General features: G+C 71.9%; 22 protein-coding genes and 1 tRNA gene. 18 read left to right on the plus strand and 5 right to left on the minus strand.

The genetic code is table 11. From position 1 onward, the window contains the following. The first annotated feature begins 187 nt into the window (after positions 1-187). The 5 genes from QWJ41_RS04605 to QWJ41_RS04625 all read left to right on the plus strand — a co-directional run bounded on the left by QWJ41_RS04605 (position 188) and on the right by QWJ41_RS04625 (position 6,358). Positions 188-4,561: a carboxypeptidase regulatory-like domain-containing protein gene (locus QWJ41_RS04605; RefSeq protein WP_302705995.1), complete on the plus strand. Its 4,374-nt coding sequence runs from the start codon at positions 188-190 to the stop codon at positions 4,559-4,561. Between the two features lie 81 nt (positions 4,562-4,642). After that, on the plus strand, positions 4,643-5,005 hold the full coding sequence (gene hisI / locus QWJ41_RS04610) for a phosphoribosyl-AMP cyclohydrolase (protein WP_302705997.1): 363 nt from the start codon (positions 4,643-4,645) through the stop codon (positions 5,003-5,005). Then, on the plus strand, positions 4,998-5,642 hold the full coding sequence (locus tag QWJ41_RS04615) for a Trp biosynthesis-associated membrane protein (protein WP_302705999.1): 645 nt from the start codon (positions 4,998-5,000) through the stop codon (positions 5,640-5,642). Before hisI ends, QWJ41_RS04615 begins: the two co-directional genes overlap by 8 nt. Before the next feature lie 58 nt (positions 5,643-5,700). Next, a complete protein-coding gene (locus tag QWJ41_RS04620) occupies positions 5,701-5,904 on the plus strand; it encodes an HGxxPAAW family protein (RefSeq protein WP_302706001.1) in 204 nt (67 codons plus the stop codon). 13 nt (positions 5,905-5,917) lie between these two features. Further along, positions 5,918-6,358 carry a DUF2752 domain-containing protein gene (locus QWJ41_RS04625; protein WP_302706003.1) on the plus strand — a complete coding sequence of 147 codons (441 nt, stop codon included), beginning with the start codon at positions 5,918-5,920 and terminating at the stop codon, positions 6,356-6,358. 7 nt (positions 6,359-6,365) lie between these two features. On the opposite strand, the gene QWJ41_RS04630 is transcribed toward QWJ41_RS04625, so the two are convergent. Further along, positions 6,366-6,686 carry a DUF4190 domain-containing protein gene (locus tag QWJ41_RS04630; protein WP_302706005.1) on the minus strand — a complete coding sequence of 107 codons (321 nt, stop codon included), beginning with the start codon at positions 6,684-6,686 and terminating at the stop codon, positions 6,366-6,368. 137 nt (positions 6,687-6,823) lie between these two features. On the opposite strand from QWJ41_RS04630, the gene trpC reads away from it, so the two are divergent. From trpC to pyk, 8 genes are all read left to right on the plus strand, one after another. Beyond that, on the plus strand, positions 6,824-7,606 hold the full coding sequence (gene trpC, locus QWJ41_RS04635; protein ID WP_302706007.1) for an indole-3-glycerol phosphate synthase TrpC: 783 nt from the start codon (positions 6,824-6,826) through the stop codon (positions 7,604-7,606). After that, positions 7,603-8,898, plus strand: coding sequence for a tryptophan synthase subunit beta (gene trpB, locus QWJ41_RS04640; protein WP_302706009.1), 1,296 nt, complete (start codon positions 7,603-7,605; stop codon positions 8,896-8,898). The genes trpC and trpB overlap by 4 nt, the downstream gene beginning before the upstream one ends. After that, positions 8,895-9,734 carry a tryptophan synthase subunit alpha gene (gene trpA, locus QWJ41_RS04645; RefSeq protein WP_302706011.1) on the plus strand — a complete coding sequence of 280 codons (840 nt, stop codon included), beginning with the start codon at positions 8,895-8,897 and terminating at the stop codon, positions 9,732-9,734. The genes trpB and trpA overlap by 4 nt, the downstream gene beginning before the upstream one ends. Continuing rightward, a complete protein-coding gene (locus tag QWJ41_RS04650; RefSeq protein ID WP_302706013.1) occupies positions 9,727-10,356 on the plus strand; it encodes an SCO family protein in 630 nt (209 codons plus the stop codon). Before trpA ends, QWJ41_RS04650 begins: the two co-directional genes overlap by 8 nt. A 2-nt stretch (positions 10,357-10,358) precedes the next feature. Beyond that, positions 10,359-11,246, plus strand: coding sequence for a prolipoprotein diacylglyceryl transferase (gene lgt / locus QWJ41_RS04655; protein ID WP_302706015.1), 888 nt, complete (start codon positions 10,359-10,361; stop codon positions 11,244-11,246). Positions 11,247-11,453: 207 nt separating this feature from the next. Next, positions 11,454-16,025, plus strand: a complete 4,572-nt coding sequence (gene gltB, locus QWJ41_RS04660) for a glutamate synthase large subunit (RefSeq protein ID WP_302706017.1) — start codon at positions 11,454-11,456, stop codon at positions 16,023-16,025. Then, a complete protein-coding gene (locus QWJ41_RS04665; protein ID WP_302706019.1) occupies positions 16,018-17,484 on the plus strand; it encodes a glutamate synthase subunit beta in 1,467 nt (488 codons plus the stop codon). The genes gltB and QWJ41_RS04665 overlap by 8 nt, the downstream gene beginning before the upstream one ends. 92 nt (positions 17,485-17,576) lie before the next feature. Beyond that, positions 17,577-19,034 carry a pyruvate kinase gene (gene pyk, locus QWJ41_RS04670; RefSeq protein ID WP_302706021.1) on the plus strand — a complete coding sequence of 486 codons (1,458 nt, stop codon included), beginning with the start codon at positions 17,577-17,579 and terminating at the stop codon, positions 19,032-19,034. A gap of 12 nt (positions 19,035-19,046) precedes the next feature. Here pyk and QWJ41_RS04675 read toward each other — a convergent pair whose 3' ends face one another. Both QWJ41_RS04675 and QWJ41_RS04680 read right to left on the minus strand, forming a co-directional pair. Beyond that, complete coding sequence (locus tag QWJ41_RS04675; protein ID WP_302706023.1) at positions 19,047-19,625, minus strand: transcriptional regulator; 579 nt, start codon at positions 19,623-19,625, stop codon at positions 19,047-19,049. A 237-nt stretch (positions 19,626-19,862) separates the two neighbouring features. Then, positions 19,863-19,938: transfer RNA gene (locus QWJ41_RS04680), tRNA-Leu, on the minus strand. Positions 19,939-20,041: 103 nt separating this feature from the next. On the opposite strand from QWJ41_RS04680, the gene QWJ41_RS04685 reads away from it, so the two are divergent. The 5 genes from QWJ41_RS04685 to QWJ41_RS04705 all read left to right on the plus strand — a co-directional run bounded on the left by QWJ41_RS04685 (position 20,042) and on the right by QWJ41_RS04705 (position 25,200). After that, the gene (locus QWJ41_RS04685) at positions 20,042-20,692 is read left to right on the plus strand and encodes an ANTAR domain-containing response regulator (protein WP_302706025.1); all 651 of its coding nucleotides are present in this window, start codon (positions 20,042-20,044) and stop codon (positions 20,690-20,692) included. Between the two features lie 213 nt (positions 20,693-20,905). Next, the gene (locus QWJ41_RS04690) at positions 20,906-22,204 is read left to right on the plus strand and encodes an ABC transporter permease subunit (RefSeq protein WP_302706027.1); all 1,299 of its coding nucleotides are present in this window, start codon (positions 20,906-20,908) and stop codon (positions 22,202-22,204) included. 14 nt (positions 22,205-22,218) lie between these two features. Next, positions 22,219-23,415, plus strand: coding sequence for a branched-chain amino acid ABC transporter permease (locus tag QWJ41_RS04695; protein ID WP_302706029.1), 1,197 nt, complete (start codon positions 22,219-22,221; stop codon positions 23,413-23,415). After that, entirely contained in the window at positions 23,408-24,421 is a 1,014-nt protein-coding gene (locus QWJ41_RS04700) for an ABC transporter ATP-binding protein (RefSeq protein WP_302706031.1), read from the plus strand. Before QWJ41_RS04695 ends, QWJ41_RS04700 begins: the two co-directional genes overlap by 8 nt. Continuing rightward, a complete protein-coding gene (locus tag QWJ41_RS04705; RefSeq protein ID WP_302706033.1) occupies positions 24,418-25,200 on the plus strand; it encodes an ABC transporter ATP-binding protein in 783 nt (260 codons plus the stop codon). The genes QWJ41_RS04700 and QWJ41_RS04705 overlap by 4 nt, the downstream gene beginning before the upstream one ends. Positions 25,201-25,675: 475 nt before the next feature. On the opposite strand, the gene QWJ41_RS04710 is transcribed toward QWJ41_RS04705, so the two are convergent. After that, entirely contained in the window at positions 25,676-26,281 is a 606-nt protein-coding gene (locus QWJ41_RS04710) for a cadmium resistance transporter (protein WP_302706351.1), read from the minus strand. Beyond that, a complete protein-coding gene (gene cmtR / locus QWJ41_RS04715; RefSeq protein ID WP_068123217.1) occupies positions 26,278-26,637 on the minus strand; it encodes a Cd(II)/Pb(II)-sensing metalloregulatory transcriptional regulator CmtR in 360 nt (119 codons plus the stop codon). Before cmtR ends, QWJ41_RS04710 begins: the two co-directional genes overlap by 4 nt. Positions 26,638-26,667: the final 30 nt, after the last annotated feature.

The raw sequence follows: 26,667 nt of genomic DNA on the forward strand, positions 1-26,667 counted from the left end.
CACCGCGCGGGGTCCTTTACCTTCGCAGCCCGGTCGGGCGCAAGGGGTCTGGACCGGTCGGTCTGGACCTGCGGAGCGTTCGGGGTCTTTCTTTACCCCCACCCGTAACACCGCCCACGGCCTGCGGTTGGGGCGTGTGCCGACCCCTCGCGGGCGGTGCCGCGTCCCCCCACAGGAGAGGTGTTCCATGCCCTCGTCATCGTCCCGCCACGCCCGCAGAGCGCTCTCGCTGCCGCTGCTGCTCCTGACCGTCCTCGCGCTGGTGGTCGGCACCTTCTCGGTGGCCGCGCACGCGGCCACCGTGACCGTCTCCGGCAAGGTGACAGGTCAGGACGGGGCGCCGCTGCAGGGGGTGACCGTCCGGCTCGGCGATCGGGACGGCGGCAGCTTCAAGGAGCTGGTCGCGGTCGACGCCACCACCGACGCCAACGGCGCGTGGACGACCACGCTCGACGACGCGACCCGCAGCACCTACCTGGTGCGCTACACCGCCCCCGGCTACGACCCGGCGTACCTGCGGACGGGCGGCAACGCCACCACCGACCTCGCCCAAGCCACCTACGTGACGGTGACCGGCGGTCGCACCGACGTCGACGAGCAGCTGCAGGCCGGCAGCGCCGAGCTCAGCGGCGTCGTGACGCGCAAGGGCAGCCTCGAGGACGACCCGGTGGCCGGTGCGACCGTCACCCTGTCGCGCACGGGCACCACCGCGCAGCAGCGGTCGACCGACTCTGACGGCGCCTACCGCTTCGACGACCTGCTGCCCGGCACCTACCGGCTGACCTTCGAGCGCGCCGGCTACCGCACCCACTACTACGTCTCCAGCACGGCAAGCACCGCCGACCCGGCCGCGGCCGGCTCGGTGACGCTGGCCGACCAGCAGACTGTCGCCGCGGCCCACGGCTTCCTCACCCAGATGACCCGCTCGCAGATGGGCGGCACGGTCATGACCAAGGACGGCACGCCCATCAAGGACGCGACCATCCGGGTCTTCACCCGTCGTTTCGCCGACGGCGGGACCGGCAGCGTGCAGTACACGCAGGTGGACAAGGACGGCAACGCCACCACGGCCGCCAGCGACACCACCGAGGGTGACGGCCGGTGGCTCGTCGACCAGGTCTTCGGCGACTACGTCGTCGAGGTGACCGCGCCCGCCTTCGGCACCTACTACTTCGACAACGGCTCGTTGAGCACGGACAAGTCCCGGACTGCCCTGGTGGCGATCGAGGAGGGCACCGCTCGTCGCCTGGACGCCCGACTCGACAGCCGCAGCACCACAACCATCACCGGCATCGTGAAGGAGGCCGGTGGCAACGATCCGGTCAAGGGCGTCGTGATCTCGGTCGAGACCGGCACCACCGACGCCTCCGGCCAGCCGGTGTGGACCGAGGTCCAGGCGACACGGGCCACGACCGGCGCCGACGGCTTCTACTCCGCCCAGGTGCCGCCCGGCAGCGGCTACGTCGTGGGCTTCCACGCGCCGGGCTTCGAGACCCAGTACTTCGACGCGAAGCCGACGCAGGCAGCGGCGGACGAGGTCGAGACCACCTTCAAGACGCCGAAGGCCGGCGTCAACGCGAGCCTGAACCGGGTCGCTCAGGTCATCGGGACCGTGCGGGACAACGCGGGCAACGCGTTGCAGGACGTCCGCGTGACCCCGGTCGTCTATGACGCCGCCGCCGACCAGTGGGTCAGCAGGGCGGCGTATGCCACCCCCGCGACCACCGACAAGACCGGTCGCTACGCGATCACGGTGAAGGACGCCGGCCTCGACCAGCCCTTCCGCCTGCGCTTCGAGAAGGCGGGCCGCGAGACCCGCTGGTTCCCGGCCGCCACGGTCGCCGACGAGGGCCAGAACATCTCGGTCGCCGAGCACCAGGTCCTCCACGGTCGCGACGTCACCCTGCCGACCCTCGCGGTCCTGGCCGGCTCGCTCACCGAGCGCGACGGCTCGGCGTACGACGACGGCGGCGCGGTCTCGCTGTGGCGCAAGGTCTCCTTCACGGAGAAGGGCGAGCAGGGCGGCGCCGCGCACACCGTGTGGCGCGAGGTCGCCACCAGGAGCCTGACCGGCTCGGGTGGATTCTCCTTCTCGGTCGCCAGCGGCAGCTACCGCCTCCTGGCCGACCTCGCGGACGGCAACCGGGGCTTCCTGCCCGGTCTGGTCGGCCTCGACCAGGCGCCGGACGTCACGTTGACCGCCGAGCAGAGCCGGACGCTGCAGCAGTACTCGCTGCCCGGCGTCTCGGCCATCCGGGGCACCGTCACGACCACCACCGGCGCGCCGGCCCGCGACGAGTCCGTGCACGCCCGCTACCGCTTCGTGGAGAACATCGTCGACGGCGCACCCGTGCTGGCCGGCTGGAAGTCCGTCCAGCCCGCAGCCAGCACCCAGAGCGACGGCTCGTACGAGCTGAGGGTGCGCGCGCGCACCTACCGGGTGGGTGTGCCCGGCAAGGGCTTCTACACGACCGACGAGCTGCCCGCACAGGAGATCGGTGACGCCTCCGACGTCGTGGTCGGGGCAGCCGCCAGCACCGGGATCGACGTCCGCCTGAGCGACGGACGGCCGGTCAACCTCGCCGCACCGTGGATCGCCGGGCAGGCCGTCGAGGGGGGCACGCTGACCGCGAAGCCGGGTACCTGGTCGGCCGCGGACGTCACCTACGCCTACCAGTGGTTCCAGTCCGACTCTGCGGCCGGTCCGTGGACGAAGGCGTCGGGCACCTCCGACGGGGCGACCTACAAAATTCCCACAGCGACGCCGATCGTGGGGACCTTCGAGGCCAAGCACTACCTGGTGCACCTGACCGCCCGACGCGCCACGGGCGACGTCAGCGAGGCGGCGAGCAGCAAGCCCACCGGCAAGGCGCAGGCCTCGTCGATGTTCGGCTCGCCCGACCCGTCGACCGAGAACCGCCAGGACCCGCTGGTCACCGGCAGGGCCGTGGTGGGGGAGACCCTGACCGGCACCACCGGTGAGTGGAGCAAGGGCGGCACCTTCGAGCTGCAGTGGCTCGCCGACGGCCAGGCCGTCGCAGGGGCCACCAGCAGCACCCTGCTGCTCGACGCCGCGCAGCTGGGCAAGAAGATCTCGCTGAAGGTCACCGAGACGACCAACGACCCCGACCGCGTCGCGGTCTCGCGCACCACCGTCGAGGTCGTGCGCGGCACGCTGCGGGCCACGACGCTGCCGAGCGTCAAGGGACAGCCGTTCGTGGGCAAGCCGCTCAGCGCCGAGCCCGGCACCTGGAACGCCGCCAAGCCGACCTTCACCTACCAGTGGCTGGTGGACGGCCGGGCGGTGCCCGGCGCGACCGGCACGACGTACACCCCCAGCGGTGCCGACGAGGGCAAGACCGTCGCGGTGCGCGTCGGGGCCAGCGTCGCGAAGGGGATGGACCCGGGCACGGCCACCTCGGAGTCGACCGCCCTGGTCGCCCCCGACCCGACGACCGTGTCGAACCGGACCGCTCCGAAGGTGAGCGGCACGCCGCGCGTCGGCGAGACGCTCTCGAGCACCGAGGGCACCTGGACGAACGAGCCCACCTCGTTCTCCTACCAGTGGCTGGTCGGCGGCGTCGCGATCACCGGCGCCACCCGCCCCACCTACGAGCTGGAGCGCAGCACGGCCGGCAAGGTGGTCACGGTCCGGGTCACGGCCAGCAAGGCCGGGCTCACCTCCGGGACGGCGACGTCCGACCCGGTCGGTCCGATCGCCTCGGGTCCGATCACCAACACCACGCTCCCGGTGGTCACCGGCACCGCTGCGCCGGGTGGGACCCTCAGCGCCAGCACCGGCACCTGGGACCCCGCGGACGGGCTGACCTACGACTACCAGTGGCTCGCCGACGGCACCCCCGTCGCCGGCGCGACCTCGTCGTCGATCGTGGTCACCGAGAGCCTCGTCGGCAAGGCCGTCGCGGTCGTCGTGACCGCCCGCCGGGGGGCCGACAGCGCGTCGGCGACCTCGCAGCCCCGCACCATCGCCGAGCAGCCGGTGCAGCCGGTCGAGGTCGTGGTGGCACCCACCGTCGAGGGACGCGCCGTGGTCGGCGAGGAGCTGGTCGTCGACACCGGCACCAGCGACCCGGCCGACGCGACCCGCGCCGTGCAGTGGCTGCGTGACGACGCCCCGCTCAGCGGTGCCATCGGGGAGCGCTACCGCGCCACCCGCGCCGACGCCGGCACGGTCCTCTCGGCCCGCGTCACCTACAGCCACGCCGACCGGGCGGACACCGTGCGCACCGTCTCGGCCGGCCGCGTGGCCGACCCGGCCGGCACGCCGGAGAAGCCCGAGCTGCAGGTGGTCGAGCGGACCAAGGGCTCGAAGCTCGTGGTCAAGGTGAAGGTGTTCGCCGAGGCCGTCTCGCCGGTGCCCGGTCGAGTGGTGCTCAAGGAGAACGGCCGCACCCTGGGCGCCAAGAAGCTGACCGGTGGGACCCGCAAGATCGTGGTCCGCGGCCTGAGCCGTGGCAAGCACGTCGTGCGGGTGAAGTTCCTCAGCGCCAGCGAGGACGTCCTCGACGCCAAGAGGACGATCAGGGTCCGCATCCGCTGACCGCCCACCAGCGCCAGCACCACGACCGCCCCCGCGCCGCCCGGCGCGGGGGCGGTCGTGCTCGCGGGGGATGATGGGGCCATGACCGACCAGCTCGCCCCTGACGTGGCCGCACGCCTCAAGCGCACCAGCGACGGCCTGGTCCCGGCCGTGGCCCAGCAGCACGACACCGGCGAGGTGCTGATGCTGGGCTGGATGGACGACACCGCTCTGGCCCGCACCCTCTCGACCGGCCGGGCGACCTACTGGTCGCGCAGCCGGGGGGAGTACTGGGTCAAGGGCGACACCTCGGGGCACGTGCAGCACGTCGTCGAGGTCCGCCTCGACTGCGACGGCGACACGATCCTCGTCAAGGTCGACCAGGTCGGCGCCGCCTGCCACACCGGCGAGCACACCTGCTTCGACGCCGACCTGCTCCCGCTGGGCGCCCCCGAGCGTGGCTGAGCCCCACCGCGCGCGGCGCACCTTCGCCCCGGTCGTGCTGCTGGGTCTCGCCGCTGGAGCCCTGACGGCCGTCGCGGGCACCAGGCCGGGCGTCGACGTCGAGGGTGACCCCGGGTCCGGCGTCACCGCCTCGGTCGGGCTCGGCGGCCCCGAGGCGGCCTACGACCTGCCCCTGGTCACCTCGCTCGCGCTGGTGGCCCTGGCCGCCTGGGGCGTGGTGCTGGTGACCCGCGGCCGGGTGCGCCGCGCCGTCGTCGCGGTGGCTCTCCTCGGGTCGGTGGCCGCCCTCGTGGCGACGCTCGCCGCGTGGGGAAGCCTGCCCGACGAGCTGCGCACCGCGCTCGAGCAGGTCGGCGCCGGCGACACCGGGGTCTCGCGCACCGGCTGGTACGCCGCGGCGGTGGTCGGCTCGCTGCTGCTGGTGCTCGCCTCGGGCGCGGCACTGCGGCTGGTGCCGCACTGGCCCGAGATGGGCACCCGGTACGACGCCCCGACCGGCTCGGCGGCCGAGGCGCGGTCCGCCGCGCCCACCCGCCCCGCGGAGGAGCTCTCCGGCCTCGACCTGTGGCGCGCCATCGACGAGGGTCGCGACCCGACCGACGACGACACGTCGGGGCCAGACCGGGGTGCGGGCTGAGCGGGGCCCGCCACTACACTCGGCCGCACCGATCGACGTACACCCGAGGAGCAGCAACATGTCGAACAACCACGGCAACACCCCCGCAGCCTGGACCGCGGTGGTCGTGGGACTCCTCGGTTTCACCGTGGGCAGCGTGGGCCTGCTGTTCAGCCCCGTGAGCTTCATGGTCTTCTGGGTCGGCGTGGCGATCACCGTCGCCGCCGGCATCGTCTTCCTCGTGATGGCCAAGATGGGCCTGCACGAGGAGTCCGGGCACTGAGCCACTTCCCGCGATGAGCGTCCTGGCCCCCACCGCTCCGCCGCCGACGCGGCGCGAGCGGGTGCGGGCCCCGGCGCTGACGATCGGGGCCCTGGCCCTGACGACGCTGGCGCTGCGGCTGCGCGACCCCCACGTCGGCGGCAGCTGGGGCATCTGCCCCTCCGCGGCCCTGGGCTTCTGGTGCCCCGGCTGCGGTGGCCTGCGGGCGGTCAACGACCTCACCCACGGCGACGTCGCCTCCGCCGCGTCCAGCAACCTGCTGCTCGTGGTGGCCATGCCTGTGGTCGTGGCGCTGCTCGCGCTGTGGGCCGTGTCGCGGTGGCGGAGCCGAGCGATGCCGCGGCTGCAGGCCCGCGCGGCCTCGGTGGTGCTCGTGGCGGGGCTGGGCGTGGTGGGCGCGTTCACGCTCCTGCGCAACCTGCCGCTGCCGGCGGGCGCCTGGCTGGCGCCCTGAGGCCGGGTCAGCTGGTCGAGAAGTCGAAGTCGACGCCGCCGGAGGCGAAGACGATGATCTGGATCACGAAGAAGACCAGCGCCACGATGCCGAGGATGAAGCCGGCCTTGGCCAGGCCGGCGCCCTGCTGGCCGGTGGTGGCGATCTCGGCCTGCGCCTGACGGCCCAGCACGATCGCCAGGATGCCCAGCGGGCCGCAGCAGAGCAGCGAGACGATGCCGCTGACCAGCGACCAGGTCGCCTTCTTCGAGGTGCCGGTGGGCTGGTCACCGCCGTAGGAGGGCTGTCCGTACTGCGGCGGCGGGGGAGGCGGCTCGTTGTAGCTCATGGTGCTCCTTCGTCGTGCGGCCAGGGTCCTGGGAACATATCGCCGTCGGCGGCCCCGGCGCAGGCGGACGCGCCAGGCGGGCGCAGCCACCGTCGTGACAGACTCGGGGGGTCCCCACCACCGTTCCAGGAGTCCCCGTGTCCGTCCTCGACGACATCGTCGCCGGCGTCCGGGTCGACCTCGCCGAGCGCCAGGCCACCACGTCGCTGAGCGACCTGCGTGCCGCGCTCGCCGACGTCGACGCGCCGCGCGACCCGATGCCGCACCTGCGCGCCCCCGGCTCGAGCGTCATCGCCGAGGTCAAGCGCAGGAGCCCCAGCAAGGGCGCGCTCGCCGACATCCCCGACCCCACGGTCCTGGCCCGCGAGTACGCCGCTGGGGGAGCGGCGGCGATCAGCGTGCTGACCGAGCAGCGCCGCTTCGGCGGCTCGCTGGCCGACCTGCGCGCGGTGCGCGCCGCCGTCGAGACCCCGCTGCTGCGCAAGGACTTCATCGTCACCGACTACCAGCTGTGGGAGGCCCGGGCCGCCGGCGCCGACCTGGCGCTGCTGATCGTCGCCGCGCTCGACGACGACGAGCTGCGCCGCCTGCACGACCTGGCCGGCGAGCTGGGCCTGACCGCGCTGGTCGAGGTGCACGACGAGGCCGAGACCGAGCGCGCGGTGGCCCTCGGGGCGCCGCTGGTCGGCGTCAACGCCCGCAACCTCAAGACGCTCGAGATCGACCCCGCCACCTTCGCCCGGCTGGCCCCGCAGATCCCCGACGACGTGGTCAAGGTCGCCGAGTCCGGGGTCTTCGGCCCCGACGACGTCCGTCGCCACGTCGGTGAGGGCGCCCGCGCGGTGCTCGTCGGCGAGGCGCTCGTCAAGGACGGCGACCCCCGCGCCGCCGTCGCCGCCATGACAGGAGTCCAGGCATGAGCACCACCAGCAGCCCCGTCCCGCCGTCCTCGGGTCGCTTCGACGCCGACGCGCAGGGCTGGTTCGGCGGGCCCGAGCAGGGCTGGGGCGGGCGCTTCATGCCCGAGGCGCTCATCGCCGCCCTCGACGAGCTCACCGAGGCCTGGACCGGCGCGATGGCCGACCCCGCCTTCGTGGGCGAGTTCGAGCACGTGCTGCGCGACTACGCCGGCCTGCCCAGCCCGCTCTTCCACGCCACCCGGCTCAGCGAGCAGGTCGGCTGCCGGGTGCTGCTCAAGCGCGAGGACCTCAACCACACCGGCGCCCACAAGATCCGAAACGTGCTGGGCCAGGCGCTGCTGACCAAGCGGATGGGCAAGCAGCGGGTCATCGCCGAGACCGGCGCCGGCCAGCACGGGGTCGCGAGCGCCACGGCGGCGGCGTACTTCGGGCTCGACTGCACCGTCTACATGGGCGCGGTCGACACCCGGCGCCAGGCTCTCAACGTGGCCCGGATGCACCTGCTGGGCGCCGAGGTCATCCCGGTGGAGTCGGGCAGCGCCACCCTCAAGGACGCCATCAACGAGGCGCTGCGCGACTGGGTCGCCTCGGTCGACCACACCGCCTACCTCTTCGGCACCGCCGCCGGCCCGCACCCGTTCCCGAGCATGGTCCGCGACTTCACCCGCGGCATCGGCGACGAGTCCCGCGCCCAGTGCCTCGAGCAGTACGGCGTGCTGCCCGACGCGATCGCGGCCTGCGTGGGTGGCGGCTCCAACGCGATCGGCCTCTTCACCGCGTTCCTCGACGACGACGACGTGGCGATCTACGGCTTCGAGCCCGGCGGCGAGGGCGTCGACACCCCGCGGCACGCCGCGACCATCCACGCCGCCGACCGGGGCGTGCTGCACGGCGCCCGCACCTACGTGCTGCAGGACGCCGACGGCCAGACGCTCGAGTCGCACTCGATCAGCGCCGGCCTGGACTACCCCGGCGTGGGCCCGCAGCACGCCCACCTCGCCGCGACCGGCCGGGCGACGTACCTGCCGGTGACCGACGACGAGGCGATGAGCGCGATGGCGCTGCTGAGCCGCACCGAGGGCATCATCCCGGCGATCGAGACCGCGCACGCGGTGGCGGGCGCGATCCGCGTCGCCGAGCGGCTGGCGGTCGAGAAGGGCCCGGAGGCCACCGTGCTGATCAGCCTCTCCGGACGCGGCGACAAGGACATGGGCACCGCGATCGAGTACTTCGGCCTCGGCGAGACCAAGGTCGACCTCGACGACGACATCACCGAGGAGCCGGTCGGATGAGCGCGCCCACCAGCAGCACCGACCGCACCGTCGCCTTCGCCTTCGCCACCGCGCGGGCCGAGGGCCGCGCGGCGCTGGTCGGCTACCTGCCCGCCGGCTTCCCCGACGTCCAGGGCGGCATCGACGCGATGCTGGTCATGGTCGAGGCGGGCTGCGACGTGATCGAGGTCGGGCTGCCCTACTCCGACCCGGTGATGGACGGCCCCACGATCCAGGCCGCCGCCCAGCAGGCTCTCGAGCGCGGCGCCCGCACCGACGACGTGCTGCGCACGGTCGAGGCCGTGGCCGCCACCGGCACGCCCACCGTGGTGATGACCTACTGGAACCCGGTGGAGCGCTACGGCGTCGAGCGGTTCGCCGCCGGGCTGGCGGCCGCCGGGGGAGCGGGCCTCATCACGCCCGACCTGACCCCCGACTTCGCCCCCGAGTGGATCGCCGCCGCCGACCGGCACGGCCTCGACAAGATCTTCCTGGTGGCGCCGTCCTCGACGCCCGAGCGGGTCGCGATGACCGTGCGCGCCAGCCGCGGCTTCGTCTACGCCACCGCCGTGATGGGCGTGACCGGCGCCCGCACGACCACCAGCGACCTAGCCGGCCCCCTCGTGAGCCGCACCAAGCAGGCCGTGGCCGAGGCCGGCCTCGACCTGCCGGTCGGCGTGGGGCTCGGCGTCGGCAACGGCGACCAGGCCGCCGAGGTCGCGTCGTACGCCGACGCGGTCATCGTCGGCTCGGCCTTCGTGCGCACCCTGCTCGACCACCCCGACGACCGCGCGGCCGGCCTCGAGGCCCTGCGCGCGCTGACCCACGACCTCGCGGAGGGCGTCCGACGTGCCTGAGACCACTCGATCGACCCGCCGGCTGCTCGCGCCGGTGCTCGCGGCGGCCGCCCTGCTGCTCAGCGCCTGCGGGGGCGGCAGCGAGGCCTCGACGGCACAGCTGAGCGCCCAGGTGGTCGACCCGCCCTTCGACGTCTCCTCGACGCCGCTGACCGACACCGAGGGCGAGCCGTTCTCGCTGACCGACGACACCGACGCGCGCCTGACGCTGGTGTTCTTCGGCTACACCCGCTGCCCCGACATCTGCCCGGCGGTGCTCACCAACCTGGCCAGCGCGATGACCCGGCTCGACGAGGCCGACCGCGAGCAGGTCGAGGTGGTCTTCGTGACCAGCGACCCGGCCCGCGACGACGCCGAGACGGTGCGCTCCTACCTCGACCGGATCGACCCCGACTTCATCGGGCTCACCGGCGACATCGACGACATCGAGGAGGTCGGTGAGTCGATCGCCATCGGCGTCACCGACGGCACCCGCCTGCCCAGCGGCGGCTACGACCCCAACACCCACAGCACCCAGGTGGTGGCCATCGACGGCGGCGACGACGCCCCGCTCTACTGGGGCCAGGAGACTTCGTCGGCGCAGTTCGCCGCCGACATCCACGCCCTGCTCGAGAGGGGCTGAGCATGGCGCTCGACCTGCTCGCCGTGCTGCCGCTGTCGATCCCGAGCCCCTCCGAGGGCACCTGGTACGTCGGCCCGCTGCCGCTGCGCGGCTACGCGCTGAGCATCATCGCGGGCATCGTGGCCGCCATCTGGATCGGCGAGCGCCGCTGGGTGGCCCGCGGCGGGCGCGCTGGCGACATCCAGGACCTCGCGATCTGGGCGGTGCCCTTCGGCCTGGTCGGTGCGCGCGCCTACCACGTGGCCACCGACGCGAGCCGCTACTTCGGCGAGGACGGCAACCCCTGGCAGGCGCTGTACGTCTGGAAGGGCGGCCTGGGCATCTGGGGCGGCATCGCCCTGGGCGCCGTCGGCGTCGTCATCGGCGCGCGGCTCAAGGGCATCCGGCTGCTGCCGGTGCTCGACGCGATGGCCCCCGGCGTGCTCGTGGCCCAGGCGCTGGGCCGCTGGGGCAACTGGTTCAACCAGGAGCTCTACGGCCGGCCCACCGACCTGCCCTGGGGCCTGGAGATCGACCCGGCCAACTGGCCGCCGGGGCGCAGCTTCGAGCCGGGCACCACCTTCCACCCCACCTTCCTCTACGAGTCGCTGTGGGGCCTGGCGGCCTTCGCGGTGCTCGTGTGGGCCGACCGGCGCTTCCGGCTGGGCCACGGGCAGGTGCTGGCGGCCTACGTCGCGCTCTACACGCTGGGACGCGGCTGGATCGAGACGCTGCGCATCGACGACGTCGAGCTCTCCGACGTGGGCGGGCTGCGCTTCAACGTCTGGACCTCGATCGTGCTGTTCGTCGCGGCGGTGGCGTTCCTGGCCTGGTCGCGCCGGCGCCACCCCGAGCGGGAGGAGCGGGTCTACGAGCCGGGCCGCGAGCCCGCCGAGGACGCCACGGCCTGAGGCGGCGGCGTCCCACCAGGCGTCTCACCAGGCGGCGGCCAGGACCGTGTGGACCGGCGGCCCAGGTCACCGGTGCTAGCCTGATCCTTCGCGTGGGCCAATGTCGTCCCCTGCGCTCGACTCAAGATCCGCTCCACCGCAGTCGCCGGTCCCGGACCAGCTCGACCAGGGTCCGTTCCCCGGCGGCGACGACGACGGGAGACCCCGGTGCCCTACCAGCACGCATTCCCGCCGCCCCAAGGGCTCTACGACCCCCGCCACGAGCACGACGCGTGCGGTGTGGCTTTCGTCGCGACCCTGACCGGCGTCGCCAGCCACGACATCGTGGCCCAGGCACTCACCGCCCTGCGCAACCTCGAGCACCGCGGTGCCGCGGGCGCCGAGCCCGACTCCGGCGACGGCGCCGGCATCCTGATGCAGGTGCCCGACGCGTTCCTGCGCGAGGCGACCGCCGAGCTCGGCATCGAGCTCCCGCCGCAGCGCGCGTACGCCGTCGGCACGGCGTTCCTGCCCGGTGACGACGAGCACGTGGACGCCACCGTGGCCCGCATCGAGGAGATCGCCGCCGAGGAGGGCCTCGCGGTCCTCGGCTGGCGCGAGGTCCCCACCGACCCCAGCACCCTGGGCGCCACCGCCCTCGGCGTGATGCCGACCTTCCGCCAGCTCTTCGTGGCCGGGGCGACCCAGCGGGTCACCGGCATGTCGCTGGAGCGGATGGCCTTCTGCCTGCGCAAGCGCGCCGAGCGCGAGACCGACGTCTACTTCCCGTCGCTGTCGGCGCGCACCCTGGCCTACAAGGGCATGCTGACCACCGAGCAGCTCGACCAGTTCTACCCCGACCTGGTCGACGAGCGCGTCGCCTCGGCGCTGGCCGTGGTGCACTCGCGCTTCTCGACCAACACCTTCCCGAGCTGGCCGCTCTCGCACCCGTTCCGCTACATCGCCCACAACGGCGAGATCAACACCGTGATGGGCAACCGCAACTGGATGCGGGCCCGCGAGGCGCTGCTCGACTCCGACCTGATCCCCGGCGACCTCGAGCGGCTCTACCCGATCGTCACCGACGGCGCCTCCGACTCCGCGTCCTTCGACGAGGTGCTCGAGCTGCTGCACATGGGTGGGCGCTCGCTGCCGCACTCGGTGCTGATGATGATCCCCGAGGCGTGGGAGAACCACACCGAGATGGACGCGGCCCGCCGCGCCTTCTACGAGTTCCACGCCAGCATGATGGAGCCGTGGGACGGCCCGGCCTGCGTCGTCTTCACCGACGGCGACCAGATCGGCGCGGTGCTCGACCGCAACGGCCTGCGCCCCTCGCGCTACTGGGTCACCGGCGACGGTCTCGTCGTGCTGGCCTCCGAGGTCGGCGTGCTCGACCTCGACCCCGCCACGATCGTGCGCAAGGGCCGGCTGCAGCCGGGCCGGATGTTCCTCGTCGACACCGAGGAGCACCGCATCATCGAGGACGAGGAGGTCAAGTCGGGCCTCGCGGCCGAGCACCCCTACGAGGAGTGGCTGCACGCCGGGCTGATCCACCTCGACGACATCCCCGAGCGCGAGCACATCGTGCACACCCACGCCAGCGTCACCCGGCGCCAGCAGGTCTTCGGCTACACCGAGGAGGAGCTGCGGGTCATCATCACCCCGATGGCCAACACCGGCGCCGAGCCGATCGGCTCGATGGGCACCGACACGCCCATCGCGGCGCTCTCGCAGAAGCCGCGCCTGCTCTTCGACTACTTCGCGCAGCTCTTCGCCCAGGTCACCAACCCGCCGCTCGACGCGATCCGCGAGGAGCTCGTCACCTCGCTGAGCGGCACCATCGGCCCAGAGTCCAACCTGCTCGAGCCCACCCCGGCCTCGTGCCGCCAGGTGGTGCTGCCGTTCCCGGTGATCTCCAACGACGACCTGGCCAAGATCCGCCACGTCAACCGCGACGGCGACATGCCGGGCTTCATCACCCACGTCTCCCGCGGCCTGTACGAGGTCGACGGTGGCGGCGCCGCGCTGGCGGCCCGCATCGACGAGGTGTGCGCCGAGGTCAGCGCCGCCATCGCCGAGGGGGCGCGGATCATCGTGCTCTCCGACCGGCACTCCACCGCCGAGCTGGCCCCGATCCCGTCGCTGCTGCTCACCGCCGCGGTTCACCACCACCTGGTGCGCGAGAAGACCCGCACCCAGGTCGGCCTGCTGGTCGAGGCCGGCGACGTGCGCGAGACCCACCACGTGGCGCTGCTGGTCGGCTACGGCGCGGCCGCGGTCAACCCCTACCTGGCCATGGAGTCGGCCGAGGACCTGGCCCGCGAGGGCTACTACGTCACCAGCGAGCCCGAGCAGGCCGTGGCCAACCTGGTCAAGGCGCTGGGCAAGGGCGTGCTCAAGGTGATGTCGAAGATGGGCGTCTCCACGGTCGCCTCCTACACCGGTGCGCAGATCTTCGAGGCCCTGGGCCTCTCGCAGTCGGTGGTCGACAAGTACTTCACCGGCACGACCTCCAAGCTCGGCGGCATCGAGCTCGACACCATCGCCGAGGAGGTCGCCCGTCGCCACCGCACGGCGTACCCGCGCGGCGGCATCATGCCCGCGCACCGCGAGCTCGAGATCGGCGGCGAGTACCAGTGGCGCCGCAGCGTCAACGGCGAGGCCGAGCCGCACCTGTTCGACCCCGAGACGGTCTTCCGCCTGCAGCACTCCACGCGCACCGGGCGCTACGACGTCTTCAAGCAGTACACCCAGCGCGTCGACGAGCAGTCCGAGCGGCTGATGACCCTGCGCGGGCTGTTCCGGTTCAAGGACGCCGAGCAGGCCGGGCGCGCCCCGGTGCCGATCGAGGAGGTCGAGCCGGTCTCCGAGATCGTCAAGCGGTTCTCGACCGGCGCGATGTCCTACGGCTCGATCAGCGGCGAGGCGCACGAGACCCTCGCCATCGCGATGAACCGGCTCGGCGCGAAGTCGAACACCGGTGAGGGCGGCGAGGACCCCGAGCGGCTCTACGACCCCGAGCGGCGCAGCTCCATCAAGCAGGTCGCCAGCGGCCGGTTCGGCGTGACGTCGGAGTACCTGACCAACGCCGACGACATCCAGATCAAGATGGCCCAGGGCGCCAAGCCGGGCGAGGGCGGGCAGCTGCCCGGCCACAAGGTCTACCCGTGGGTGGCCAAGACCCGGCACAGCACGCCCGGCGTGGGCCTGATCAGCCCGCCGCCGCACCACGACATCTACTCGATCGAGGACCTGGCCCAGCTGATCCACGACCTCAAGAACGCCAACCCGGCGGCCCGCGTGCACGTCAAGCTGGTCTCCGAGGTCGGCGTCGGCACGGTCGCGACCGGTGTCTCCAAGGCGCACGCCGACGTGGTGCTGATCTCCGGCCACGACGGCGGCACCGGCGCCTCGCCGCTGACCTCGCTCAAGCACGCCGGCGGACCCTGGGAGCTCGGCCTCGCCGAGACCCAGCAGACGCTGCTGCTCAACGGGCTGCGCGACCGGATCGTGGTGCAGACCGACGGCCAGCTCAAGACCGGTCGCGACGTCGTCGTGGCGGCACTGCTGGGCGCCGAGGAGTACGGCTTCGCCACCGCGCCGCTGGTGGTCTCGGGCTGCATCATGATGCGGGTCTGCCACCTCGACACCTGCCCGGTGGGCGTGGCGACGCAGAACCCGGTGCTGCGCGAGCGGTTCTCGGGCAAGGCGGAGTACATCGTCAACTTCTTCACCTACATCGCCGAGGAGGTGCGCGAGCTCCTCGCCGAGCTCGGCTTCCGCAGCCTCGACGAGGCCATCGGCCAGGTCGAGGCGCTCGACGTGGCCCCGGCGGTCGAGCACTGGAAGGCCGCGGGTCTCGACCTGAGCCCGATCCTGCACAGCCCCGACACGTCGGCCTTCCCCGACCAGGACCTGCGCTGCACCAAGACCCAGGACCACGGGCTGGAGAAGTCGCTCGACGTGACCGAGCTGGTGCCGCTGGCCCAGCCGGCGCTCGAGAACGGCGAGCCGGTGCGGGCCCAGGTCGCGGTGCGCAACGTGCACCGCACGGTGGGCACGATCCTGGGCCACGAGGTGACCAAGCGCTACGGCGGCGAGGGTCTGCCCGACGGCACCATCGACCTGACGTTCCTCGGCTCCGCGGGCCAGTCCTTCGGCGCGTTCGTGCCGCCGGGCATCACCCTGCGGCTCGAGGGCGACGCCAACGACTACGTCGGCAAGGGCCTCTCCGGCGGGCGCATCGTGGTGCGTCCCGACCGCTCGGCGACCTTCACCGCCTCCGAGCAGGTCATCGCCGGCAACACGATCGCCTACGGCGCGACCTCGGGCTCGGTCTTCATCCGGGGCGGGGTCGGCGAGCGTTGCTGCGTGCGCAACTCCGGCGCGCGGGTGGTCACCGAGGGCGTGGGCGACCATGCCGCGGAGTACATGACCGGCGGCCGCCTGGTCGTGCTGGGCCCCACCGGCCGCAACGTCGCGGCCGGCATGTCCGGCGGCGTGGCCTGGGTGCTCGACCTCGACGAGGCGCGGGTCAACCGCGAGCTCGTCGAGCTGATGCCCGTCGAGGGCGAGGCCGCCGAGGAGCTCGAGGCCCTGGTGCGCAGCCACCTCGAGGAGACCGGGTCGGAGGTCGCCGAGGCGCTGCTGGCCGACTGGTCGCAGTCGCTGGCCCGCTTCACCGAGGTGATGCCCCGTGACTACCGCATCTCCCTGGAGGCCAAGGCGAAGGCCGAGGCCGACGGGCTCGACGAGAACCAGACCGCTCACGCGATGATGGAGGCGCTCCATGGCTGACCCCAAGGGCTTTCTGAAGGAGGGTCGCAAGGTCGCGACCCGTCGTCCGGTCGAGGAGCGGGTGGGGGACTGGAACGAGGTCTACCCCGACGGCGTCGGCCGTGCCCTGCTGCCGATCATCACCCCGCAGGCCGGGCGCTGCATGGACTGCGGCATCCCGTTCTGCCACCAGGGCTGCCCGCTGGGCAACATCATCCCCGAGTGGAACGACCTGGTCTGGCGCGACGACTGGGAGGGGGCGATCGAGCGGCTGCACGCCACGAACAACTTCCCCGAGTTCACCGGTCGGCTCTGCCCGGCGCCCTGCGAGACCGCCTGCGTGCTGGGCATCAACCAGGACCCGGTGACGATCAAGAACGTCGAGGTCTCGATCATCGACAAGGCGTGGGAGTCCGGCACCGTGCGGCCCCAGCCGCCGGAGTGGCTCTCGGGCCGCACCGTGGCCGTGATCGGCTCGGGCCCCGCCGGCCTGGCCGCCGCCCAGCAGCTCACCCGGGCCGGGCACACCGTGGCCGTCTACGAGCGCGCCGACAAGATCGGCGGGCTGCTGCGCTACGGCATCCCCGAGTTCAAGATGGAGAAGAAGCACCTCGACCGGCGCCTCGACCAGATGCGCCGCGAGGGCACGGTCTTCCGCGCCGGCGTCGACGTCGGGGGCGACCTGACCGGGCAGCGTCTGGCCGACCGGTACGACGCCGTCGTGCTGGCCACCGGCTCGACCGTGGCCCGCGACCTCGGTGTCGAGGGCCGTGAGCTCGACGGCATCCACCAGGCCATGGACTTCCTGCCGCAGGCCAACCGCGTCGCGGTCGGCGAGAGCGTGGAGGGCCAGGTCACCGCCGAGGGCAAGCACGTGGTGATCATCGGCGGCGGCGACACCGGTGCCGACTGCCTGGGCACCTCGACGCGCCAGCAGGCGGCCTCGATCACCCAGCTCGAGATCATGCCGGAGCCGCCGGGCACCCGCCCGGAGGGCCAGCCGTGGCCGACCTACCCGATGACGTTCCGGGTCTCCTCGGCCCACGAGGAGGCGGGGGAGCGGGTCTACGCCGTCTCCACGAAGCGCTTCATCGGCGACGACGACGGGCACGTGCGCGCGCTCGAGCTCGTCGACGTCGTCCTCGAGGACGGTCGCCCGACCGAGGTCGAGGGCAGCAGCCGCGAGATCCCGGCCGACCTGGTGCTCTTCGCGATGGGCTTCACCGGTCCCGAGCGCGAGGGCCTGGTCGAGCAGCTCGACCTCGAGCTCGACGAGCGGGGCAACGTGCGGCGCGACGCGTCGTACGCCGCCTCGCGCCCGGGTGTCTTCGTGGCCGGTGACTGCGGTCGCGGCCAGTCGCTCATCGTGTGGGCGATCGCCGAGGGCCGCGCGGCGGCGTCGTACGTCGACGCCTACCTGACCGGCGAGACCGCGCTGCCCGCGCCGGTCAAGCCGACCGACCGCCCGCTGACGGTCTGACGCGCGCCCGCCGGGCCGGGGGTCCCCGGTCCGGCGGGGCGCGTGGCGGTGACCCCTGTTTGAACGTTCCAACGGACAGGTAGGGTGAGCGCGTGCGTAGAGCCAAGATCGTCTGCACCCTCGGTCCCGTCACGTCCTCGCGCGAGAGCATCCGTGCCCTCGTCAGCGCCGGCATGGACGTCGCCCGACTCAACATGAGCCACGGCAGCCATGCCGACCACGCCGAGGTCTACCGCCTGGTGCGCGAGGCCGCCGACGAGACCGGCCACGGCGTCGGGATCTTCGCCGACCTCCAGGGCCCGAAGATCCGGCTCGAGACCTTCGCCGAGGGCTCGGCGCGGCTCGAGGTCGGGGCGGAGTGGACGATCACCACCCGCGACGTGCCGGGCGACGACGAGATCTGCGGGACGACGTACAAGGGCCTGCCCGGTGACGTGGCCCCGGGCGACCCGCTGCTGATCGACGACGGACGGGTGCGCCTCGAGGTGCTCGAGGTCGGCGAGACCGACGTGCGCTGCAAGGTCGTCGTGGGCGGCAAGGTCAGCAACAACAAGGGCATCAACCTGCCCGGCGTCGCGGTCTCCGTGCCGGCCCTGTCCGAGAAGGACATCGAGGACCTGCGCTTCGCGCTGAGGCTCAGCGTCGACTTCGTCGCGCTCTCGTTCGTGCGCGACGCCGCCGACGCCGAGGACGTGCGTGCGATCATGCGCGAGGAGGGCGTGCTCGTCCCCGTCATCGCCAAGATCGAGAAGCCGCAGGCGATGGACAACCTCGACGAGATCATCGCGGCCTTCGACGGCTTCATGGTCGCCCGGGGCGACCTGGGTGTGGAGTGCCCCCTCGAGGACGTCCCCTTCCTGCAGAAGCGGATCATCGAGCAGGCCCGACTCAACGCCAAGCCCGTCATCGTCGCCACCCAGATGCTGGAGTCGATGATCAGCGCCCCGGCGCCGACGCGGGCCGAGGCCTCCGACGTGGCCAACGCGGTCCTCGACGGCGCCGACGCGGTGATGCTGTCGGGCGAGACCAGCGTGGGGGACCACCCCGTGACCACCGTCGAGACGATGGCGCGCATCATCACCTCCACCGAGAACCACGCCCTGGCCAGCAACGGCTCCGGCGTGGCCACCATCGACTGGGACCCCCACACCCGCTCCGGCGTGATCGCCAAGGCGGCCGCCGAGGTCGCTGAGCGGGTCGGGGCGAAGTACGTCGTCGCCTTCACCACCAGTGGCGACACCGCCCGGCGGATGGCGCGGCTGCGCGGGCGGGTGCCGCTGCTGGCCTTCACGCCCGAGAACATCGTGCGCTCGCAGCTGTCACTGACCTGGGGCGTCGAGACGTTCCGCACCGTCGAGGTGGAGCACACCGACGAGATGGTGCGCCAGGTCGACGAGCAGCTGCTGCAGATCGGCCGGGTCGCCGAGGGCGACCTGGTCGTCATCATCGCCGGTGCGCCCCCGGGCATCCCCGGGTCGACCAACGCGCTGCGGATCCACCAGATGGGCGACGCCATCAACGAGGTGGCCCCGGCCTACCGCCGCGGCTGAGCCCCGCCCCGGTCAGGTCTTCGGCCCGACCAGCTCGTCGAGGCGGGCGACCCCGGCGCGTGTCGAGACGCTCACGGTGCTCGGCCCCGACCGGCGCCACGCCACGCCCGCGAGGTCGAGCGCCCAGCAGCAGAGCCCCAGGATGTCCTCCGACCTGTTGCTGAACTGCCAGCGCGGGTAGTCGTAGCGCTTCAGCTCACCGGCCACCCGCCTGGTCGCCCAGTTGCGGACGCGGGCGCCGTCGGAGTGCAGCAACCCCCGGAGGAAGTCGCCAGGAGCCTGGCACACGGCCTCCTCCTGCCACGGCTCGAGGACGATGGGCCGTTCGTGCTTCCTGCCGGGGCCGTGCTGGGGAAACAGGCACGGCCAGTGCTGCCAGTGCGCCTGGACCACGACGACCCCCGGCGCCTCGACCAGGAAGACGCGGCAGTGCGGACGCACGGCTGTGATGAGGTGCTGGACGTCGGCGACGATGCCGGGATACGTCGCATCGCACGACACCCGGAGCGCGTGGTACCTGGCGGCTCGGGAGATGTGGCCGTCGCCCAGGTAGTAGCCGAGCAGGGCCGGGTACCCACTCCCGAGCGCCACGCCCGCACAGCGTGGGCACTCTCCTCGCCGCGGAGTGGCCGGGGGTCGGGACCAGTCCCGGACCGTCGACCTCGCCAGGCCCAGCTGTCGAGCGGCCTCAGCGACGCCCACGCCAGCCGCGAGCAGCTCCTCGGCGGCTCTGCGGTGAGCGGGTGGGTGCATGATCACCAGCATCGGCGAGAGCACCGACAGTGGCTGCGCTGTGGCGGGCAGCGGTCGCGCGACGACGCGCTGCCGTGGTGCCCCGGGTGGGATTCGAACCCACACTGGCGGTGGTTTGAGCACCGTGTCTCTGCCGTTGGACTACCGGGGCGACAGGTGTCAGGAACGCTACTAGAGCGGGCCCCCTCGGCCGACAGCGGTCCTGGCGCGACCCGTGGCCCCCGCCGGTGGCCGGACGAGGCTAGCCTGCTGTCGTGAGCAGCGCCGCAGCCCCTGACCCGACCGCGACCTCCCGCACCGTCGTCATCGCCGAGGACGAGGTGCTGATCCGCATGGACCTCGCCGAGATGCTCGCCGAGGAGGGCTTCGACGTCGTGGGCCAGGCCGGCGACGGCGAGAGCGCCGTACGCCTGGCCGAGGAGCACCGTCCCGACCTGGTCATCCTCGACGTGAAGATGCCGGTCCTCGACGGGATCGCGGCGGCGGAGGCGATCGCGCGCCAGCGGATCGCGCCGGTCATCGTGCTGACCGCCTTCTCCCAGCGTGAGCTCGTCGAGCGGGCCCGCGACGCCGGCGCGATGGCGTACCTGGTCAAGCCGTTCAGCCACACCGACCTGGTGCCCGCGATCGAGATGGCGCTGAGCCGGTACGCCGAGGTGCAGGCGTTGGAGACCGAGGTGGCCGGCCTGACCGACCGGCTCGAGACCCGCAAGAGCGTCGACCGCGCCAAGAGCGTGCTGCAGCGCGAGCTCGGGGTCTCCGAGCCCGAGGCGTTCCGCTGGATCCAGAAGACCGCGATGGACCTGCGGCTCTCGATGCGCCAGGTCGCCGAGGGCGTCGTCGAGCACGGTGTGGCCGAAGCCGGGGCCGGCGGCGACGACGACCCGCAGCCGCAGGACGGCTGAGCACCCCTCTTGGTCTCGGCTCGGTCACGAGCCGGTAAAGCCCGACACGACGCGGACAGAAGTTGTCGACGTTGTGGTGAGGTGGGTCTCACTGTGCCCCTAGACTGCCGGGCGGCGCCCAGCCGGGCGCGCGAGAGGAGATCGCACGTGAAGGCTTGCCCCAGGCCACCTGGCCTACGACGACGAACGTCCGTGGTCGGTGCCCTCTTGGGCATGCTGCTGGCCCCGCTCCTCGCCCTGGGCCTCGGTGCCTCGCCGGCGAGCGCCGGTGTGGCGACCCTCTGCCTGGCCCAGCCCGGCCAGACCGCGTGTGTCAGCGGCACCGTCGGCAACCGGACCAACCCGGTCGAGGGTGCCGACGTGGTGCTGCGCGACGAGGCCGGCACCGAGGTCAACTCCATCACCACGGCGGCCGACGGCAAGTACAGCTTCCAGGTCACCGAGGCGGGTAACTACTTCCTGTTCGTCGACCCCGAGTCGCTGCCCGACGACGTGGAGATCATCCCGCCCGCGCCGCGGTTCCAGGAGGACGACGGCAGCATCCGGGTGCCGGTCAAGCTGGGCCGCACCGCGACGCCCGACCTCGAGGTCCGCTCGGTCGACTACGACGCGGAGGGCAGTGGGTTCGGTGAGCAGATCGTCCAGAGCATCGCCCAGGGCCTGCGTCTGGGCCTGCTGCTGGCGCTCGCCTCGGTCGGTCTCTCGCTGATCTACGGCACCACCGGTCTGTCCAGCTTCTCGCACGCCGAGCAGGTGACGCTGGGCGGCATGGTCGCCTACGGCCTGGTCAACGTCGCGGGGCTCAACCTGTGGATCGGCATCCTGCTGACCACGATCATCTGTGGCGCGACCGGCTACGTGCAGGACCGCCTGATGTGGCAACCGCTACGACGGCGGGGCCTGGGCCTGACCCAGATGATGATCGTGACGATCGGTCTCGCGCTCGCCGCGCAGTACGCCTTCCAGTTCTTCGTGGGCGCCTCGCAGCAGAAGGTCGTCGTGCGTACCTTCGACGTCGTCGAGATCGGCCCGGTCCGGATGACCGACATGTCCTTCGTGGCGATGGGCGTCGCGCTCGTGGCCATCGCCGTGGTCGGCTTCGTGCTGCTGCGCACCCGGGTCGGGCAGGCCACCCGCGCGGTGTCCGACAACCCGGCCCTGGCCGCCGCCTCCGGCATCGACGTGGACCGCATCATCCGCTTCGTGTGGATCGCGGCCACCGCGCTGGCCGGCCTGGGCGGCGTCTTCTACGCCCTGGTGGTCAGCAACGGCATCCGTTGGGACACCGGCATGCAGATCCTGCTGCTGCTCTTCGCGGCCGTGACGCTGGGTGGTCTGGGCACCGCCTTCGGCGCCTTCGTGGGCGCCATCATCATCGGTCTCGTCGTGGAGCTGGCCGGTCCGCTGGGCGCGCCCGGTGACCTCAAGTACGCGGTGGCGCTGGTCATCCTCATCCTGCTGCTGATGGTCAGGCCCCAGGGCCTGCTCGGACGCGCCGTCCGAGTCGGCTGAGAAGGAGCCTGCAGATGAACGAGTTCCTCGGAATCCTCGATGCCGTGGTCGGCGAGGCCATCTCGCCCGACACCGCGGCGGTCGCCATCGCCGTGATCGGCCTCAACATCCACTTCGGCTTCACCGGCCTGCTCAACATCGGCCAGGCCGGCTACATGCTGCTCGGTGCGTACGGCATGGCCATCTCCATCACCTACGACATCCCGCTGGCCGTCGCCGTGCTCATCGGTCTGGTCGTCTCGGTGCTCTTCTCCTTCATCCTGGGTCTGCCCACGCTGAAGCTACGAGGCGACTACCTGGCCATCGTGACCATCTCGGCGGCGGAGATCATCCGCTACACCGGCCGTCTCGCCGCCTTCGAGGACTTCACCGGCGGCTCGCAGGGCATCTTCGGCAAGGACTACCAGGGTCCGTTCATGGACCTGTCGTTCTTCGGGAGCGGCAGCTTCGACCTGCTGCCCCTGAACTACCGCGACGCGGGTGGGGGTGCCGGCCTGCGGGTCGTGGGCCTGCTCGTGGCCGTCGCGGCCGTCGTCGGCATCGTCGTGATCGCCAAGCGGATGAAGTCGGCTGACGGGCAGGCGCCCAAGATCGGGACCACCGCCACCCCCAAGCTGGTGGTCGCTGCCCTCTTCGTCGTCCTCTTCCTGGCCCTCTTCTTCTCCTTCCCCCAGACCGAGCCGCGCACCAGCGTGGACGGGTGGTGGGTCCGGGTGGTGGCCTGGTCGCTGGTGGGCGTCTCCTGCATCATCGTCTTCCTGCTGGTGCGCAGCCCGTGGGGCCGCCTCCTGCGCGGCATCCGCGAGGACGAGGAGGCGATGCGCAGCCTCGGCAAGAACGTCTTCGCCATCAAGATGCAGGCGCTGATCATCGGCGGCATGTTCGGTGCCCTCGGCGGCATGGTCTACGTGCTGACCGGCTCCGTGCAGGCCGACTCGATGGGTCGCCAGCTGACGTTCTTCGCCTACACCGCGCTCCTGCTCGGTGGCGCGGCGACGATCTTCGGCCCCGTCCTCGGCTCGATCATCTTCTTCTCCGCCCGCATCCTGGTCCGCGAGCTGTCGGGTGCCTACGTGCCCAACAGCATCATGAGCACCCAGCAGACCGAGCAGTTCTCCTACGTCGTCGTCGGCGTGGCGCTGGTGCTGCTGGTGATCTTCCGACCACAAGGCATCCTTGGTGACAAGAGAGAGCTGCGCTTCCATGTCTGAGCCCACGAACCCGAGCACCCCGAGCGGGACCACGACGACCGACGGCCAGGGCGACCTGGCCGATCCCGCCGCGCGTCGCGCCCTGATGAGCGGCGTCGCGCAGGTGCCGGGCGCCGAGAAGCCCGACCCGATCCTGAGCGTCGACCGCATCACCCGGCACTTCGGTGGCATCACGGCCGTCGACGTCGAGCACCTCGAGGTCCAGCGCGGCCTGATCACCGCGCTGATCGGCCCCAACGGTGCCGGCAAGACGACGTTCTTCAACCTCATCACCGGCTTCGACAAGCCGTCGTCGGCCGGCAAGGGCGCGCACTGGTCCTTCAACGGGGCCAAGCTCGACAAGACCTCGGCGCCCAAGGTGGCCAAGGCGGGCATGGTGCGCACCTTCCAGCTGACCAAGGCCCTGAGCCGGATGACGGTGATGGACAACATGATGCTGGGCGCCAAGGACCAGACCGGCGAGAGCCTGGCCAAGGCCATGTTCAAGCCGCTGTGGCACTCCCAGGAGGGCGAGGTGCGGGCCAAGGCCGAGGAGCTGCTGGCCCGCTTCAAGCTGCTGGAGAAGAAGGACGACTACGCGGGCAGCCTCTCCGGCGGCCAGCGCAAGCTCCTCGAGATGGCCCGGGCGCTGATGACCGACCCGACCATGATCATGCTCGACGAGCCGATGGCCGGTGTGAACCCGGCACTGACCCAGTCGCTGCTCGGCCACATCCAGAGCCTGCGCGACGAGGGCATGACCGTTCTCTTCGTCGAGCACGACATGCACGTCGTCCAGCACATCTCCGACTGGGTCGTGGTGATGGCCGAGGGACGCATCGTCGCCGAGGGCCCGGCCGACACGGTGATGGCCAACCCGGCGGTGATCGACGCCTACCTCGGTGCGCACCACGACACCGACCTGGGCGACGACGACCTGCTCCGCGACGAGGTCGTCAAGGATCTGCACCACGAGGCCGACGAGGAAGAGGCGGCCCGACGGGACGCGGAGAAGGGGAAGCGATGACCACCCAGACGAACGCCGAGCTGCCGCCGGGCGTCCCGGCCGGCTCGCGGCCCGTGGTCGAGGCCAAGGACCTCGTCGCCGGCTACCTGCCGGGCGTCAACATCCTCAACGGGTGCAGCCTCACCGCCTACCCCGGCGAGATGATCGGCATCATCGGCCCCAACGGTGCCGGCAAGTCCACGCTGCTCAAGGCGATGTTCGGGCTGGTGAAGATCCACTCGGGCAGCGTGCACCTGGGCGAGCGCGAGATCACCAACATGCGCGCCAACCAGCTGGTGCAGATGGGTGTCGGCTTCGTGCCGCAGACGGAGAACGTCTTCCCGTCCTTGTCCATCCAGGAGAACCTGCGGATGGGGCTCTTCCTGCGCCCCAAGAAGCTGCGCGAGCGCCTCGACGCCATGTGGGACCTGTTCCCCAACCTCCACGAGCGCAAGGACCGCAGCGCCGGCGCGCTGTCGGGCGGTGAGCGCCAGTCGCTGGCGATGGCCCGTGCGCTGATGATGGAGCCGTCCGTGCTGCTGCTCGACGAGCCCTCCGCCGGTCTCTCGCCCGTGCGCCAGGACGAGACGTTCATCCGCACCCGCCAGATCAACAAGACCGGCGTGTGCGTGGTGATGGTCGAGCAGAACGCCCGTCGCTGCCTGCAGGTCTGCGACCGCGGCTACGTCCTCGACCAGGGCCGCGACGCCTACACCGGTAGCGGCCGCGAGCTGGCCAACGACCCCAAGGTCATCGAGCTCTACCTGGGCACGCTGGCCAAGGAGGTCGGCAAGGAGTAGCCACCCCTCCTCCTGCGCGACGTACGCCGCACGGCCCCGGACCTGCTCGGTCCGGGGCCGTTCGTGCGTCCTGGGGGCGTCGCGGCGGGGGTGCTGGGGGAGGACCTCGGCGAGGCGCTGGGGTGGTCCCGCAGGGCTGTCCCCGCGCCCCCGTGTGCGGTCCAGGGGACGACGAAGGGCCCCGCACCAGGATCGGCCTGTTCGGCTTTTAGTGTGGGTTCACGGCGCGCCTATGGCGCATCGAAGCGCCCCCCGGTCCGATCGGACCGGGGGGCGCTTTCACGTCTGCGCCTCCGAGCCGATGGCTCCAGCCTGCACGCGATGGGCGGAGCTCGGGGGCAGGTAGCGGTCGGGCGGCGTGTCGGCGAGCGCTACTCGAGCGTGACCGGCGCGCGGTGGAGCGTTCTCTTGTCGAGGGTGACGGCGACTAGGCCCGCGCTACCTGCACGTGCTCGACCGCTGGCCAGGCGAAGCATCAGAGCCCGAAGGCTCCGCCGCTGTAGAGGATGACCAGGCCCAGGCCGATGAGGACGACCGGGAACAGGATGTGCTCCCAGCGTTCGAGGACTTCGTCGATTCCTGGTCGGGTGGCGACGAACCTGGCTGCGACCACCAAGGCGGCGACGAGGACGAGGAAGACGACGCAGTAGGCGGCTGTCGCGGCGGGGCCCACGTTCAAGAAGACGGGGACGTAGACGCCGATGTTGTCGCCGCCGTTGGCGAAGGTGACGGCGGCGACGGTCCACACTGCGACGGCCTTGCCGGCGACTTTGGCGTCGTCGTCATCATCATCATCATCATCATCGCGCCATGCCTGCCATGCAGCCCAGAGGCCGAGGACCAGCGGGATGAGGCCGAAGTAGGGGATCGCGGCCTCGGGCAGGAAGGCTCCGGCGCCGAGCGACACGAGCACTGCCGCGGCGAGGATGCCGGCGAACCCCAGGTACTGCCCAGCCAGGATGCGCGACGTGGTTCCGGGCCGTCCAGCTCCTCGGGCGAAGAACAGCGACAGCACGATGATGTCGTCGATGTTGGTGGCGATGAACAGGCCGATGGCCTGCGCTGCGGAGGTCAGCATCAGGCGCCGGCCCCTTGGGTGCCACACCCGGGCAGGACACATTGCTGGTCGATGCAGGGTGCGCTCTCGTCGACGGCCAGGGTGACGTCGATGAGCGCAGTGAGAGCCCGGGTGAGGTGCGGGTCAGCGACGGCGTAGCGCGTGTGTCGGCCTTCGGGTTCGGCTACGACGATGCCGCAGTCGCGCAGGCACGCGAGGTGGTTCGACACGTTGGACCGGGTCAGGTCTAGGTCGCGGGCGAGGTCGCCGGGGTAGGCGGGGCCCTCCAGAAGGGCCATGAGTAGGCGGGAGCGCGTGGGGTCGGCCATCGCCCGACCCAACCTGTTCATCACGTCAAGACGGCTAGCAGTGGTCAGCATGTGCTGAATAGTACAGCGTGCGCTGAACAT

This window comes from Nocardioides cremeus (assembly GCF_030518195.1).
In the GTDB taxonomy this organism is placed as follows: Bacteria; Actinomycetota; Actinomycetes; order Propionibacteriales; family Nocardioidaceae; genus Nocardioides; species Nocardioides cremeus.